Genomic DNA, 14623 nt, shown 5'->3' on the forward strand with positions numbered 1-14623 from the left:
TGCAAAGTTGCTCATTTGGCTTCAAAAAGCCAAGAAAGTGTGCCCGACTTCCAGGCTGTTTCGTTCCACTCACGCAGGACGTCCGATCCAGCGGTGATGCCGCCTCCTACATAAAGCAGGCTTCGTGTAGCCGAAAAAGCCATGCATCTCAGGTTGACAAACAGCCAGGCATCGTCATTTGTTGACCAGGGACCTAAAAATCCGGCATAATACCTGCGCCGGTGTTTTTCGATGCGCCGGATCAGCGGCAAGGCGGCCTCTCGCGGACTGCCACAGACGGCCGGCGTGGGGTGCAAGGTTGTGACTATTCCAAGCCTGCTGGTATTGGCCGTCAAGCTGAAGCGGATTTCCGTTTTCAGATGTACTAACCGGCCCGCAGGAGATTCTTTGGTTTTGCCAATCTCAACATGCTCCGCACCGGCCTGCTTTAACTGATCAACGATAAAATCTGTTACAATTTGCTGCTCCTCAGCCTCTTTAGCCGTCCAGTCCATCCCCTGCCCTGCAGGTATAGTACCGGCCAGCGACATTGTAAAAGCATGATCACCCGTGAATCGCACCAGGGTTTCGGGGCTTGCGCCCATCCAATGTTCATGCTGACCGTCGGAAAACACGTAAACAAATGCCTCGGGATAGCGGCTGCAAAGTGCAAAAAAAGCACGCGAAGCTTCGTCAGGTGACAGGCCATGTGTTTCGATGATGCGCGAAAGCACCAGCTTCGAAACTTCACCGGATTTGATGTGATCCAGCACTTCATCGAACTGAGCCTGATAAGCAGAAAAGCCGGCAACTTCATCAGCCTGGTTTCCGGGCGGAAAACCGGCTGCCGGGTACGAGATTTCAGAATGTTCCTCCATCCCTCCGGTAATGATGAGCGGCTGAGCCACTGAGTGGTCAAAAGGATAAAACACAAAGCCCTCTTCCCCTGAGGATGGATTGAAAAGTTTCATGCCTCCGGCAAGCAGATGCACCTCACTGGTTGAGGGCAAGCGCCACGCGGCAAAAGGTACTGCCCGATGGAGCAGCTTTGCAATCTGTGCTTCGTTGACCAAGCCCGTTATGTTTATCTGGCAATGACAAAATTGGTGAGCCGGCAGGTGGACACCATCCTGCCCTGCTCGTCCATGATGTCGATATTCCAAACATGGGTATTGCGCCCACGGTGGATAAGCCTTGCTTCGGCAAACACCCATCCTTCGCGCACTGCACGCAGGTGGTTGCCACTGATTTGTGCACCTCGCACCTCGTACTTTTCGCGATCGACAAGCAAAGCCGAACCAAAACTTCCGACTGTCTCGGCCAAAGCCAGGCTGGCTCCGCCATGCAACAGCCGGTTGGGCTGAAAAGTGCGATGGTCAACCGGCATGCGCGCCTTGAGGAAACCTTCGGCTACCTCAAGATATTCAATACCAAGCTGTTCCATCAACGTCCCTTTGTTCAGGGCATTGAGCTGGCTCATCTCGAGCGAAGCAAAATCAACAGGCTTTTCCATTTATCAAACCAGGTTTAAGTTTTAATTCTTCATCCCCAGTTCTTTGAGCATAAAGGCAAAGATGAGCGCCTGCTCTTTGAGCGCCTGAAAACGTCCCGAAGCACCTCCATGCCCATAGTCCATCTCCGTCTTGAGCAAAAGGGTGTTGTTGTCGGTTTTCGTTGCACGCAGTTTGGCCACCCATTTGGCAGGTTCCCAGTATTGCACCTGGCTGTCGTGGTAACCGGTGGTTACGAGCAAGGCGGGATAATCTTTGGCTTCCACGTTGTCGTAAGGCGAATAGGAAAGCATGTATTCGTAATAAACCGGATCGTTGGGATTGCCCCATTCGTCGTATTCGCCCGTGGTAAGGGGGATGGATTCGTCGAGCATGGTTGTCACCACATCCACGAATGGCACCTGAGCTACAACACCTTTCCAAAGGTCGGGACGCATGTTCATCACCGCACCTACCAGCAGACCTCCTGCCGAGCCGCCCATGGCAAAGAGGCGATCGGTGGAAGTGTACTTTTCTTTTACCAGGTAATCGCCGGCGGCAATAAAGTCGAGGAAAGTATTCTTCTTGTTCAGCAACTTACCATCTTCATACCAGTGGCGGCCCATCTCCTGACCTCCGCGAATGTGCGCAATGGCCCATACAAAGCCCCGGTCGAGCAGGCTCAGGCGCGACGAACTGAAATAAGTATCCATGCTTGCGCCATACGACCCATAACCATAGAGCACCATCGGATTGCTACCGTCGTGGCGGAACAGCGATTTTTTGTACACGAGCGACACCGGCACCATCACCCCGTCGTGCGAGGGTATAAAGAAGCGCTCCGATGCATATTCCTCAGGATTGTATCCCCCAAGTACTTCCTGCTGCTTAAGCAGCTTGCGCTCACGGGTTTTCATGTCGTATTCGTACACCGTATTCGGAGTTACGAGCGACATATAGCTGTAGCGCAGCTTGTCGGTATTGAACTCCATATTGGTGCCCAGGTAGGCCAGCCATGCCTGTTCGTCGAACTGAATGTAGTAATCCTCGCCCGAATTCCAGCCGATGATGCGGATGTTGTTGAGCCCGTTTTTGCGCTCCACCACAGCCATGTAATTGGCAAATATGTCGAAGTCTTCAAACAACACATCATCGCGATGGGCAATCACTTCCTTCCAGTTTTCGAGGGTAGTCTTCCCGACAGGGGTGCGCATCAGCCTGAAGTTGCGTGCTTCGTGGTTGGTGCGGATGTAGAAAAAGTCGCCATAATGATCCACGCTGTAGAGCAGGTCGCGCCTGCGGGGCTGAACCACTTTGAACGCTACGTCCGGCTCGGCGGCAGGCTGAAAACGGTATTCCGACGAAACTGTGCTTTCCGACCCGATAAGGATATAATCCATCGACTTGGTCTTGAAAACAAACACATTAAAGGTGGGATCGGCCTCGTGAAACACAGTCTGGTCAGCTGTTGCCGCCTCTCCAAGCCGGTGCTTCATGATTTTGTAAGGCCTCAGGGTTTCGTCTTTGATGCTGTAATACAAGGTTTTATTGTCGTTGCTCCACGCCATGTTGCCCGAGGTATTCGGAATGGCGTCGGCCAGCACCTCTCCCGTGTTCAGGTTTTTCACATATAAGGTGTACTGGCGACGACTTACGGTATCCACTGCATATGCAAGCAGGTTGTTGTCGTGGCTCACCGACCATCCGCCGATCTGAAAATAAGCTTTGCCTTCGGCCATTTTGTTGCCATCGAGCATCACCTCCTCCGCAGCGCCCTCTTTATCGGCCCTGCGGCAATAGATCGGATACTCCTTGCCCTCCTCAAACCGCGTGTAGTACTCATAGCCATTCAGTTTGAACGGCACACTCATGTCGGTCTGCTGAATGCGCGAAAACATCTCGTTGTAAAGCTTTTCCTGAAGCTGTACAGTGGGTGCCATCACATGGTCGGTGTAGGCGTTTTCGGCTTCAAGGTAAGCAATCACCTCGGCTGCATCCCGTTCGTTGAGCCAGTAGTAGGGATCGATTCGGGTATGGCCGTGAATAGTCAGTTCCTTCGCAACTTGCTTGGCTACAGGAGGTTTCATAGTTTCTTTGGGTTGTTTGCACGATCCGGTCATCAAAAAGAGGATGAGGGCCAGGTAAAATGGTTGTTTCATATTTCAAGGTTTTTGGCTGATCATCAGAAACTTAGCGTCATACCAAGGCTGGGCATGAGGGGCAGTTGCCGCACCACCTGATTGGTAACCTGATCCACGTAGAATACGTTTTTGCGGTTGTATAGGTTGGTGATGCTGAAGTTGATTTCCAGCTCGGTGTTTTCGCTGAAGTAGAACCGGCGTTTGGCATCGAAATCGAGCCGGTGATAGGTGGGCAGCTGTCCTTTGTTCAGCTCGGCATAAATAATGCCCAGCTCGCCGTTGCGACGGATGTAATCGTCGTTGATGCCTCCGGTAAAGGGCAGGTACTCATAAAAACCCTGCACCTGAGTGAAAGGGAATCCACTGCCAAAGTTCCAGCGGGTGCCAATCTCCCACTCTTTTTTGCTACCGGCGGTGTAGCTCAGCACCAGGTTGGTATTGTGCCTGCGGTCGTAGTGTGGACGATAGGTATATAACTGACCCGGGCGCTCTTCGAAGGTCTTATTCACAAAACCTAATGAATATACCGCCCAGACATACAGGTTTTTGGTCTCGTATTTCAGGGCAAGGTCAGCACCGTAGGCCTTGCCTTTTTCGATGATAAAGTCTTTCTTCAGGATATCCGGAACTGTAAAAGGAGCCGTAGATTCGTCGTACAGTTTGTTGCGGTTGAGGTTGGTCAGCTGTCCGAAGTTTTTTAGATAACCTTCGAGGTTGAGGTTCAACTTATTGGTCAGGTCGGCTTCCAGACCCATGATGATGTGGTCGGCCTTCTGCAGCTTGGTGGTCACTTCCCTGCCGTCGAATTTTTTGGGCAGGTTGTCGGGGCCTGACAGAAATCCATAAAACAGGTTGACCACATCGCGGTCGCTGTTTGCTGCAATCAGGTTTTGCGAGTAACGTCCGGCAGCCATCTTCAGCCGCAGATGGTCGTTGATGATATATTTGGCCGAAAGACGTGGTTCAGGCGAGATATTGGCAAGCGAAGCATACCAGTGTATCCTGAGGCTGGGCTCGAAGATGAGCTTTTCGAAGTTGCCTTTGTAGCGCACATAACCTGCAAGCTCGGTGGTGTTTTCGATTTGCTGGATAAGTCTTCCGACGCCATTGGTAAAGTTGAACTCGGTTTTAAAGCCCAGGATCTCGATCCCGTATTTCACAAGGTCTTTGCCCAGGAAATAGGTAAAGTGGAATCCCATGTTAAAACCGTCGATGGAGCTTGAGCGCTCCGGAGCTGATTGCTCGACAAAACGGGCATCGTAGGTGGAATAGGCCAGGTTGCCCTCGATAAGCACGGGCGATTTTCCGGGAATGATCAGAAAATCGGAACCACCGCCAAACGACTTCCACCCAAAATCGGACAAGGCCTTGTAGTTTTTCACCTCGTCGTTGAAGCTGAAGCCGAAAAAGTTGATCTTGCTTCCGTTGGCCGCATTGATGGAGGCTTTCCCGTACAAGTCGAAAAAGTTGAAAGGCAGACCATTGGGGTCAATGTAACTGTAAATGCTTTGGCTGGTTTGCCGCAAGTAAGAGTTTTTAGCGGTAACAAGAAACGAGGCGCTGGTGCCATCGTTGGTTTTGGCTTTTACAATGGGGCCTTCGAGCAGCAGACGCGAACCAAAGGTGCTGGCGCTGGCTTTGCCGGCCAGCCGGTTGCGGTTGCCATCGCGGGTAGTAATATCCATCACCGAGCTGATGCGTCCGCCATAGTCGGCCGAAAAACCACCGGTAAATACCTCGGCATTTCGGATGATGTCGGTGTCGAACACCGAGAAAAGCCCGATGGAGTGAAAGGGGTTGTACACAATCATCCCATCAAGCAATACCTTGTTCTGGATAGGCGAGCCGCCCCGGATGTAAAGCTGCCCCCCCTGGTCGCCAGTGAAAACTACACCTGGTATCACCTGCATATACTGGGCCAGGTCGGCCTGACCGCCAATGGATGGCAACCGTTTCAGGGTTTTTGGAGTAAGGTTGATCACTGAGGTCTTGGTCTCGGTAAGCGCCTCAATACGCTCTGCAGTTACGTTTACCGTTCCCAGACTGACGGCCGACTCGTTGAGGTTGAATTTTTTGTTGATTATATCGCCTTTGCGCAGGGTCACCTCTAACCGGATGGTGTCGTAACCCAGATAGGTCACCAATAGCGTATATTTCCCTGGAGGGATGCGGGTAATGTTGAAATATCCGTTGACATCGGTTGAAGCTCCGTATGTGGTTTTTTCGAGATAAACATTCGAAAACACCACAGGTTCGCCCGTCTTTGCTTCATATACAAACCCACGGATCGAGGCATCCTGTGCGTTGGCGAGAATAGCCGAGAGAATGAAAACTATAAGGAGTGAATAAAACCTTTGGGACATGTTGCAGGTCGGATTGGAAAAGATACACGAAACTTTACGATGTAACAAGCGAGGAGGAATTTTGATTCCTCCCCGCCGTCAATCGCCGTGCAAAGAAACAAAAAAGAATCTTGCCTCTGAGGCCTTCCAATCATTCACTGGACGGGCCAGATAAGTTTGCGGCATTAGCCCCGCCTGAGGTTGCGGGCTTGCGCCAGCAATTGTTTTTCCTGCGCACTGAGGTTGTCGGGCAATACTATCCTGACCTTAAGCAGCAGGTTGCCATGCTTGCCTTCTGTGCCGGCCATTGGCATACCCAAACCCTTGAGCCTGAGCACCGTACCCGATTGCGTGCCTTCGGGCACAGGCACATTTACTTCACCTTTCAGGCTTCTGAAACTTACCTTGCCACCCAAAGCGGCTGTATAAAAGTCCACAGGCAGCTCGGCAATTAGGTCATCATCTTTGCGCTCGAAAACCTCATGTGGTTCGATGTTCACCGTGATGAGCAGGTCGCCGGGCTCTCCGCCATTGGTTCCCGGATAACCCTTGCCTTTCAGCCGCAGCACCTGACCATCTTTCACTCCGGGCTTGATGGGGACCTTCAGGGTTTGATCGCCTACCCGGATGAGACGTGTGGTACCATTCCAGGCCTCTTCCAGACTAATCTGAAGGTTTGCTGCCAGGTTGCTGCCCTTGCGGGCGGCGCGGCGTGCCTCGCCAAACCCCTGGAAACCACTGCCAAAAAAGGCCTCAAAGAAATCGCTGAAGCCTGAGCTCCCGCCAAAAAACGATTCGTAATCCGTACCAAAACCTCCGCCCCCCTGACGTGCCTGCTGCCATTGACCGGCATTGGCATAGGCATGCTCGTACTGCTTCCAGTTGGTGCCGAGCTCATCGTATTTGCGGCGCTTTTCCGGATCGGACAATACTTCGTAGGCCTCCGAGATGCTCTTGAAACGCTCCTCGGCAGCCTTATCCCCCGGATTGCGGTCGGGATGGTACTGCTTGGCCAGCTTGCGGTATTGCTTTTTTATCTCTTCCGCACCGGCCGACTTATCTACACCCAATATTTTATAGTAATCCTTGTATTCCATAGCGCAGCCAGATAATCAAAAAATATGCCATACCACACTGATTGCCAATTAGTCAGTGCAGTATGGCATGCCTGGACGGGGGCTCAGCTCAGCGGCTCACACGACGAATCTCGAAACTCGAAACAGCCGCATCAACCCTGACAAAAATTTTCTGTTCAGCCTGGTCGAAATCCGGGGTTTGGTATTTCCCTTTGGAGATTTTCTGGAATCCCTCGAGGTCGCGGCTCGAGAGTACCGTGGAACCTGAAAGCACACAACCGGCGTTTTCCGGAATCTCAATGGTGATGGACGAGGCGCCGGCATCAATCTCGATATGGGTTTCCGGCTGTTTGTCGCCTATTTTCAGCCTGATGGACGAGGCTCCGGCATCAATATCCAATTTTGAAACCTTGAATTCGGTGAGGTCAAAATCGAAGTCGGCCGCCCCGATATCAAATTTGAAATCCCAGAGTGGCTGTGGGTTCAACATCATGCTAAACTCACTTCCCCTGGTGCGCGACTGCCTGCGGCGGCCTTCCTCCCGGATTTTTATTAAGGCACTCCGGCCCGTGCGCTCCACCTTATATATATAGGTTGCATGGTTGCCCTCCGAGCGACCGACAATAAGCTCGCCAGTGGTGCCACCAAGCCTGAAACTGCCGGCAGCTGCATTGAGCCTGAGGGTTGCATCATCCACACCATCTTCCCAGGGTTCGGTGAACAACTGACCTCCAGCCATGCCCGTGCTGTCCTCATCGTCCCATTCGTAAGAGTAATTATATTCGATGGTCTTTGGGGTGCGCTGGGGCATCTGAACATACAGGATGATTGACAGTGCCGCGATGACAAGTATTGCAACAATCTTATAGGTGCCTTGCACAGGAAGAATGCTGACGCCCCAGAATACCAGCAACATTGGCCATAGCTTGCCCAAAACCCTCCAATCTACGCTCATTACATCCAGCCGGCTGAGCAGCAACAAAACTCCGGCAGCAACAAGCACCCCACCCCAAAAAATATTCTGATGTTTCATGGCTGTTATTTTGAAGATTGATATTGTGAAAATAACAAAGCAAGACCAGTAATGATAAGCACCACCGGCCACAGGTCGCGCACATTCAGCCAACTGATGAAATTGGCCATCAGAAACAGGATACCGGCAAAGATGAGCCCTGCCCCCAAAAGCAACCTCATTTTATTGCCCGAAGCATCCGGTCCGGCATAAGGCTCATAGCTTTTGTTGTAAGGCTCATACTTTGGAGAGTCGGACTGCGATCCGTCCGCAGTTGCCGAATTGCCCGGCAACTCCCACGGTCGCTCAGGTACAATGATCCATAGCACAATGTAGATGAGCAGCCCGCCTCCTCCAAAAAGGGTGAGCAACACGAAAATAAGGCGCAAAATGCTCACATCAAAGTTGAGCCGCTCCGACAATCCGCCGCAAACTCCGCCTATGATGCGGTTGATGCGACTGCGATAAAAAGTTGTCTGGTTGTTCATGGCAAAGAATATTTTACTCCACAATGACAATGGTCCAGGCCAAAGGTTGCAAATTATCCACGACCCTTATTTGGACAAATGTAAAAATAAGCATGCATGCATATTTTCATTTTGCGGTATTGAGGCGTTTTCTTTACTTTTATCACCAAAATCAGGCACGGGCAGTTTTGGAGATCCTTAAACTGATTTTCTAGCAAGCTTTTTTCTTAATTTATTACGTATCAACATATTACAAAACAATAGATTCAAACGTCGCTATATGCAATCCGGAGAAGTTTCAACCTTTGTGCAACAGTTGCATCTAAAACATGAGCTCGCGGATGTTTTTTTTTAAACCATGCAGCGCAATCGTTTGTTATCGCATTCACAAGTGAATTACATAAACACAAATAAGAATATAAATGTCGAATCTGAAAAACGTTCTCAGGGAAAAGATTGAAGAATGGCGTCCACGCACCAAGCGGTTGATGGAAGAATACGGCAAGGTGGAAGTGGACAAGGTTACCATAGGGCAGGTAATAGGTGGAATGCGTGGCATAAAATGCCTTGTGACAGACATTTCGTACCTCGATCCCAATGAAGGCATCCGTTATCGTGGCTACACACTTGAAGAGGTTTTCAGGTTGTTGCCCAAACCAAAAAATGCCGAGATGCCTTATGTGGAAGGCCTGCTTTATCTGCTGCTCACCGGTGAAATACCTACCGAAAGCGAAGCTCATGATCTGGTTGACGAGTTTTCGAAGCGGCGCATCCTGCCACGCTATGTGTATGAAGTGATAGATGCCTGGCCTTGCTGCAGCCACCCGATGGCCATGTTTTCGTCGGCCATCCTGGCTATGGCCCGCGAATCGTTCTTCGCCAAGAAATACAAAGCCGGCATCTCCAAGACCGATTACTGGGACCCTATGTACGAAGACGGGCTGAATATGCTGGCCAAACTGCCCGAAATAGGCACTTATATCTACGCCAAGCTCTATCGCGACGGCAAGCGCATTGTAGGAAATCCGAACCTGGATTTTGGCGCAAACTTCGCCCACATGATGGGCAAGGTACGGCCTTATGACGATGTGGCCCGCATGCACTTCATCATCCATGCCGATCACGAAAGCGGTAACGTGAGCGCCCACACCGCACACCTTGTAGGAAGCTCATTATCTGACGTTTACCTTTCAACCTCTGCCATGATCAACGGGCTTGCGGGTCCGTTGCACGGGCTGGCCAACCAGGAAGTGCTTCGTTGGCTGCAGGATCTGATGGACAAGATGGGAGGCGAAGTACCCACTGAAGATGAAATGCGCCAGTTTGTGTGGGACACCCTCCACAGCGGACAGGTCATCCCCGGATTTGGCCATGCCGTTTTGCGCAAAACCGACCCCAGGTATATGATTCAGCGGGAGTTCAGCCTGAAACATCTGAGCGACGACCCCATCTTCCGCTATGTTGACCTGCTCTACAAGGTAGTGCCGCCCATCCTGAAAGAACACGGCAAAGCCAAAAACCCCTGGCCCAATGTGGATGCCCAGTCAGGTGTAATCCAATGGCACTATGGAGTAACTGAATACGACTTCTACACGGTACTGTTTGGCATCGGAAGGGCCATTGGCGTGGTAGCCAACCTGATCTGGGACCGCGCGCTTATGTATCCGCTCGAACGCCCCAAATCGCTGACCACCGAAATGCTCGAGGAGATTGCTGGTATCAGGGAAAAGAACCTGACCAACGACCTCCAGGACGAATAACACAGGCTTTGATATCTTTACGCTCCGGATTAACCCAAATCCGGGGCTTTTTTCTTGCGTATGATTACCCAGACCGAAATAAAACTCCCGCCCATGTCGCAGGGCATGCACCTGATTACCAATCACATCATCAGACAATTGGAAAAGCTGCCACCACAAGGCTTGCTGCACCTTTTTCTGCAACACACCTCTGCCGGACTCACCATAAACGAAAATGCCGATCCCAGCGTCAGGCACGACCTCGAGCGCTGGTTCGACCGCCTGGTGCGCGAGCGCGACCCATTATACACACATACCCTGGAAGGCGACGATGACATGCCGGCCCACATCAAAAATGCCCTGATCGGCTTTAGCCTTTCAATTCCTATTAAAAATGGAAGGCTTGCCCTTGGCACCTGGCAGGGCATCTATCTTTGTGAATTCCGCAACCATGCCGGCCCGCGAAACATTGTGGCCACAATAATCAGCTAATTTACCCGGCCAGCCCATGCCGTGATGATGGATGCAATGGCCTGAAGTCCATCCGTAAGTGCTGCAGGCCCAGGCTGCAATATGATGGCCGGATCGATTTCGAACACCTGCTTGATGGCAACTGCAGGAATTTCCTCCCAGCCAGGTCTGTTGTACAGCTTCGACGGAATGAAACGCTTGCCGCACCACGAAACCAGAATGATGTCAGGAGCAGCAGCCACAACTTCTTCCGGCTGCACCACCCTGCCTTTAGCCGCAGCCGAGGCTGACAAATGCGCAAAACAATCTTCCCCTCCGGCAAATGCTATCAGCTCCGAAACCCAACGAATACCACTGATCAGCGGACCATACCACTCCTCGAAATACACCCTGGGTTTGCGGGGCAAAAGTTCCGAGGCTGACTTGACCCGTTGTACCGAATCTTCCAGCCTTCGGGCCAGTGTTTCAGCCTCTGCCTGCATTCCGACCAATGCGCCGGTCTGACAAACCAGGCTAAGTATTTCAGAAACAGAACGTTGATTGGAAATAAATACATTAAACCCTTCTTTAATGAGCTGCCTGGCCACTTCGTGTTGCACATCCGAAAAACCCAGAATGAGGTCGGGCTGCAGGCTTCGCACCAAGTCCATATTTACCCCGGTGAAATCGCAAACCACTGGCTTCCGCAAGCGAATACCCTCCGGACGTACCGTATAAGCCGAGATACCTGCAATGCGGTGCTCCTGGCCCAGCAAACACAGGATTTCGGTGTACTCCTCAGTTAGGCAAAGAATTTTCCGGGGATAAAGGTCTCTGGTCATCGCAATATATTTTGATAAAATTCTAAAAAATCATGTCATTTTTTCATTTTTATCGCCGAAAATATGATTTTTTGGCAGCAATATTCCTAATCCTGACTAAAAATCTGATCAGCCATTTCGAGTTCTGTTGTTGCAACGAATTAAAAATCAACAGCCTGGCTGTACCACGACTTTTGCATAACAACTTCCCTCCTGCGCTGGCATACAATTTGCCAATTGAGGAGCGAAAGCAAAAACAACAAACAAAAGAAAGGAGGATTGAGCTATGTCGTTAGTAAGATTTAATCCGCAATTTCCTTCGTTGTTCGAACGCTTTTTCGACACTGAGTTGCTCGACTGGGCAAATCGCAACTTCTCGGCAACCAACACCACCATGCCATCGGTAAACATTCTGGAAACCGATGACCACTATGAAGTGGAAATGGCTGCTCCGGGTCTGCAGAAATCGGACTTCAAGGTACAGCTCGACCGCGATGTGCTTACTGTTTCGTGCGAGAAGAAAGATGAACGCGAGCACAAAGAAGGCGAAAGGTTTACCCGTCGCGAATTCAGCTATCAGTCGTTCAGCCGGTCGTTTACCTTGCCCAACACTGTGGACAACGACAAGATCAAAGCCACTTACAGCGATGGCATCCTGAGGGTGGTGATCCCCAAACGCGAAGAAGCCAAACCCAAGCCGGCAAAACAGATTGAAATTCAATAAGGAATAAAAGAACCGCCTCAGGGCGGTTTTTTTATTCGTATTCCACCACCATGCCGTCGTATGCAAGATACATGCCTTTGGGCAGCATGGCCTGCACACTGGCAAATTTACCCATCAGGTGACTCACGTGGGTAAACCAGGTGGTTTGGGCACCAATGCGCCGGGCAGCTTCGATGGCCTCGGGCAGTGAGAAATGCGAGATGTGTTTTTCCTTGCGCAATGCATCAATGATGAGCAAGCTTACCCCTTTGAGCTTTTGGAAAGTTTCGTCGGGTATATAGCTTACATCGGTGATATAGGCCAGCTTGCCAAACCTGAAACCAAATACCGGCAGCCGGTGATGCATCACCACAAAGGGTTCGACAAGGATATCGCCAACCATAAACGGTTGGACCGTAAGCTCTTGCATATCGAATTCGGGCACTCCCGGATAAGGATGCTCCGAAAAGGCATAACTGAATTCCTGCCTGATGGCCTGCTGGTCGTTGCCGGAGGCATACACCGTCATGGGGCGTTTCATCAGGTAGTTGAATGAGCGCACATCGTCGAGTCCGGCAATGTGATCTTTATGGGTGTGCGAAATCAGGATGGCGTCGAGCGTGCGCACCCCTGCCCGGAGCATCTGTTGCCTGAAATCGGGACCTGCATCAACCACCAGGCGGGTGCGGCCCTGTTCGACCATAATGCTTGAGCGAAGGCGCTTGTCGCGCTCATCCGTTGACAAACATACTTCGCACCTGCATCCGATTACCGGCACGCCTTGCGAAGTGCCGCTGCCAAGTATAGTAACCTTCAATGTGCTCAATTTGGCGCAAAATTAGCATTTCCATCCCTGATTGGGTCTGTGCGTGCCTCACTTAAATATCCATCCCACCTGAAACCTTGCATGGGCGAAAAGCTGTAATTTTACCGCCAAACATTTGCCAACTATGGCACTGAGCTTTTTCTTGCGTCGTAAGATAAAAAACAGCATCCAGCATCAGCGTCCGCCGTCACTCCTGACGCTCGACGAAACAACCGGGCTGATATTGCTGACAAACCTGACAGGAAAAGAAGCTGTCGAACTGCTCAACCATTTGTACGCAAAATATCCCCAGGCACAGAAGCTGGTGTTGGTCAACCAAAACAACGAAAAAAAGCTCACCGTGCTGCGCGACGAACATCGAATGCTCATCGAGGCAGGCAAAAACAACCTGACCCTCTGGGGCAGCCTGAGCAAGGCGTTTAATTCCGCACTTGCAGGCGTGAGTGCCCCGGTGCTGATCAATTGCGACTTCAGCTCGTCCGATATGCTGCATTTGGTGGCCGCAAACATCAAAGCAGGGCTGAAATGCGGGATGTTCAACCCGCACGGGCTGCCACTTTACAACCCGCTCATCACCCCGGAACACGATATGAAAACTGAAGACTTTATTGAAACCGTTAATACCTACCTGAAGTCGCTCACAGGAAAAAGTGTGTAATCAATTCTGAACGAAAAAATATGAATCATCCTTTTACCGGAACCGGGGTGGCACTGGTCACACCCTTTTGCGCCGATGGCTCCATCGACTTTGAAGCGCTGCGCAACATTGTAGATCATGTGATTGATGGCGGGGTGGAATACCTTGTTGCCCTGGGCACCACCAGCGAGGCTGCCACCATGACTGCCGAAGAGCGCGCAAAGGTGCTGCAAACCATTATCGCGCACAACCGCAAGCGGGTGCCTGTGGTGGCCGGTGTGGGAGGCAACAATACGGCCGAAGCTTTACATCTGCTCAAGCAACTGCCCGATGGGGTGGACGGCATTCTTTCTGTGGTGCCCTACTATAACAAACCGACTCAGGAAGGTATGCTGGCTCATTTTTCTGCCATTGCCCGTGCCACTTCCCTGCCCATCATCCTTTACAATGTGCCCGGACGCACTGCCAGCAACATGAAGGCTCAAACCACCCTCAGGCTGGCTCATGATTTTCCAAATATTGTTGCAGTGAAGGAAGCTTCGGGCGATTTGTTGCAAATGATGGAAATCATTGCCTCCAAACCCTCCCATTTTGCCCTGCTGTCGGGCGATGATGCGCTGACCCAGCCAATTATCGCCATGGGTGGCCAGGGAGTTATTTCCGTGGTCGCCAATGCCTGGGCGCGCCCGTTCAGCGATATGGTGAGGCATCAGCTGGCCAACCGGACAATCGAGGCGCAGGGCCTGCATTACCTGCTGCTCGAAACCATCAACCTGCTCTTTGCCGAGGGAAACCCGGGAGGAATCAAAGCCCTGCTGAACAGCATGGGACTGTGCGAAAACGTGTTGCGCCTGCCATTGGTGAGTGTCAGCGATTCGCTCCGGGCCAGAATGAACGAACAACTTCACAGGATAAACCAGAACCTCAAACCATAACCTTC

The 14623-nt window shown here is 51.3% G+C and carries 14 protein-coding genes; 5 read left to right on the forward strand and 9 right to left on the reverse strand.

The genetic code is table 11. From position 1 onward, the window contains the following. Window positions 1-11: 11 nt before the first annotated feature. The 7 genes from IPM52_05745 to IPM52_05775 form a co-directional block, all read right to left on the reverse strand. The gene (locus IPM52_05745; protein MBK9291108.1) at window positions 12-1052 is read right to left on the reverse strand and encodes a chorismate-binding protein; all 1041 of its coding nucleotides are present in this window, start codon (window positions 1050-1052) and stop codon (window positions 12-14) included. Window positions 1053-1063: 11 nt separating this feature from the next. Further along, window positions 1064-1459, reverse strand: coding sequence for a hotdog fold thioesterase (locus IPM52_05750; protein MBK9291109.1), 396 nt, complete (start codon window positions 1457-1459; stop codon window positions 1064-1066). Window positions 1460-1513: 54 nt separating this feature from the next. Beyond that, window positions 1514-3628 (reverse strand): S9 family peptidase, encoded by a 2115-nt coding sequence (locus tag IPM52_05755; GenBank protein MBK9291110.1) that lies wholly within the window; start codon window positions 3626-3628, stop codon window positions 1514-1516. Window positions 3629-3651: 23 nt separating this feature from the next. Next, window positions 3652-5973, reverse strand: coding sequence for a TonB-dependent receptor (locus IPM52_05760; GenBank protein ID MBK9291111.1), 2322 nt, complete (start codon window positions 5971-5973; stop codon window positions 3652-3654). Between the two features lie 164 nt (window positions 5974-6137). After that, window positions 6138-7049, reverse strand: a complete 912-nt coding sequence (locus IPM52_05765; GenBank protein MBK9291112.1) for a J domain-containing protein — start codon at window positions 7047-7049, stop codon at window positions 6138-6140. Between the two features lie 88 nt (window positions 7050-7137). Then, a complete protein-coding gene (locus IPM52_05770) occupies window positions 7138-8061 on the reverse strand; it encodes a hypothetical protein (protein MBK9291113.1) in 924 nt (307 codons plus the stop codon). 5 nt (window positions 8062-8066) lie between these two features. Next, window positions 8067-8528 (reverse strand): PspC domain-containing protein, encoded by a 462-nt coding sequence (locus tag IPM52_05775; protein ID MBK9291114.1) that lies wholly within the window; start codon window positions 8526-8528, stop codon window positions 8067-8069. Between the two features lie 401 nt (window positions 8529-8929). On the opposite strand from IPM52_05775, the gene IPM52_05780 reads away from it, so the two are divergent. Next, window positions 8930-10267 (forward strand): citrate (Si)-synthase, encoded by a 1338-nt coding sequence (locus IPM52_05780; GenBank protein MBK9291115.1) that lies wholly within the window; start codon window positions 8930-8932, stop codon window positions 10265-10267. 60 nt (window positions 10268-10327) lie between these two features. Beyond that, a complete protein-coding gene (locus tag IPM52_05785) occupies window positions 10328-10738 on the forward strand; it encodes a YjbQ family protein (GenBank protein ID MBK9291116.1) in 411 nt (136 codons plus the stop codon). On the opposite strand, the gene IPM52_05790 is transcribed toward IPM52_05785, so the two are convergent. After that, on the reverse strand, window positions 10735-11538 hold the full coding sequence (locus tag IPM52_05790) for a cobalamin-binding protein (GenBank protein ID MBK9291117.1): 804 nt from the start codon (window positions 11536-11538) through the stop codon (window positions 10735-10737). The two genes, IPM52_05785 and IPM52_05790, sit on opposite strands and share 4 nt — an antisense overlap. 265 nt (window positions 11539-11803) lie before the next feature. On the opposite strand from IPM52_05790, the gene IPM52_05795 reads away from it, so the two are divergent. Further along, complete coding sequence (locus IPM52_05795) at window positions 11804-12241, forward strand: Hsp20/alpha crystallin family protein (protein MBK9291118.1); 438 nt, start codon at window positions 11804-11806, stop codon at window positions 12239-12241. Window positions 12242-12272: 31 nt separating this feature from the next. Here IPM52_05795 and IPM52_05800 read toward each other — a convergent pair whose 3' ends face one another. Next, complete coding sequence (locus IPM52_05800) at window positions 12273-13037, reverse strand: MBL fold metallo-hydrolase (GenBank protein MBK9291119.1); 765 nt, start codon at window positions 13035-13037, stop codon at window positions 12273-12275. Between the two features lie 133 nt (window positions 13038-13170). Between IPM52_05800 and IPM52_05805 the strand changes: the two genes are divergently transcribed. Both IPM52_05805 and IPM52_05810 read left to right on the forward strand, forming a co-directional pair. After that, window positions 13171-13704 (forward strand): hypothetical protein, encoded by a 534-nt coding sequence (locus IPM52_05805; GenBank protein MBK9291120.1) that lies wholly within the window; start codon window positions 13171-13173, stop codon window positions 13702-13704. Between the two features lie 20 nt (window positions 13705-13724). Then, complete coding sequence (locus tag IPM52_05810) at window positions 13725-14618, forward strand: 4-hydroxy-tetrahydrodipicolinate synthase (protein ID MBK9291121.1); 894 nt, start codon at window positions 13725-13727, stop codon at window positions 14616-14618. Window positions 14619-14623: the final 5 nt, after the last annotated feature.

Source organism: Bacteroidota bacterium (assembly GCA_016715945.1).
In the GTDB taxonomy this organism is placed as follows: Bacteria; Bacteroidota; Bacteroidia; order Bacteroidales; family F082; genus JALNZU01.

Bases quoted from the DNA above. Each gene is read 5' to 3' on its own strand.
- IPM52_05750 (MBK9291109.1), bottom strand. From the start codon at position 1,459: ATGAGCCAGCTCAATGCCCTGAACAAAGGGACGTTGATGGAACAGCTT.
- IPM52_05755 (MBK9291110.1), bottom strand. From the start codon at position 3,628: ATGAAACAACCATTTTACCTGGCCCTCATCCTCTTTTTGATGACCGGA.
- IPM52_05760 (MBK9291111.1), bottom strand. From the start codon at position 5,973: ATGTCCCAAAGGTTTTATTCACTCCTTATAGTTTTCATTCTCTCGGCT.
- IPM52_05765 (MBK9291112.1), bottom strand. From the start codon at position 7,049: ATGGAATACAAGGATTACTATAAAATATTGGGTGTAGATAAGTCGGCC.
- IPM52_05770 (MBK9291113.1), bottom strand. From the start codon at position 8,061: ATGAAACATCAGAATATTTTTTGGGGTGGGGTGCTTGTTGCTGCCGGA.
- IPM52_05775 (MBK9291114.1), bottom strand. From the start codon at position 8,528: ATGAACAACCAGACAACTTTTTATCGCAGTCGCATCAACCGCATCATA.
- IPM52_05780 (MBK9291115.1), top strand. From the start codon at position 8,930: ATGTCGAATCTGAAAAACGTTCTCAGGGAAAAGATTGAAGAATGGCGT.
- IPM52_05785 (MBK9291116.1), top strand. From the start codon at position 10,328: ATGATTACCCAGACCGAAATAAAACTCCCGCCCATGTCGCAGGGCATG.
- IPM52_05790 (MBK9291117.1), bottom strand. From the start codon at position 11,538: ATGACCAGAGACCTTTATCCCCGGAAAATTCTTTGCCTAACTGAGGAG.
- IPM52_05795 (MBK9291118.1), top strand. From the start codon at position 11,804: ATGTCGTTAGTAAGATTTAATCCGCAATTTCCTTCGTTGTTCGAACGC.
- IPM52_05805 (MBK9291120.1), top strand. From the start codon at position 13,171: ATGGCACTGAGCTTTTTCTTGCGTCGTAAGATAAAAAACAGCATCCAG.
- IPM52_05810 (MBK9291121.1), top strand. From the start codon at position 13,725: ATGAATCATCCTTTTACCGGAACCGGGGTGGCACTGGTCACACCCTTT.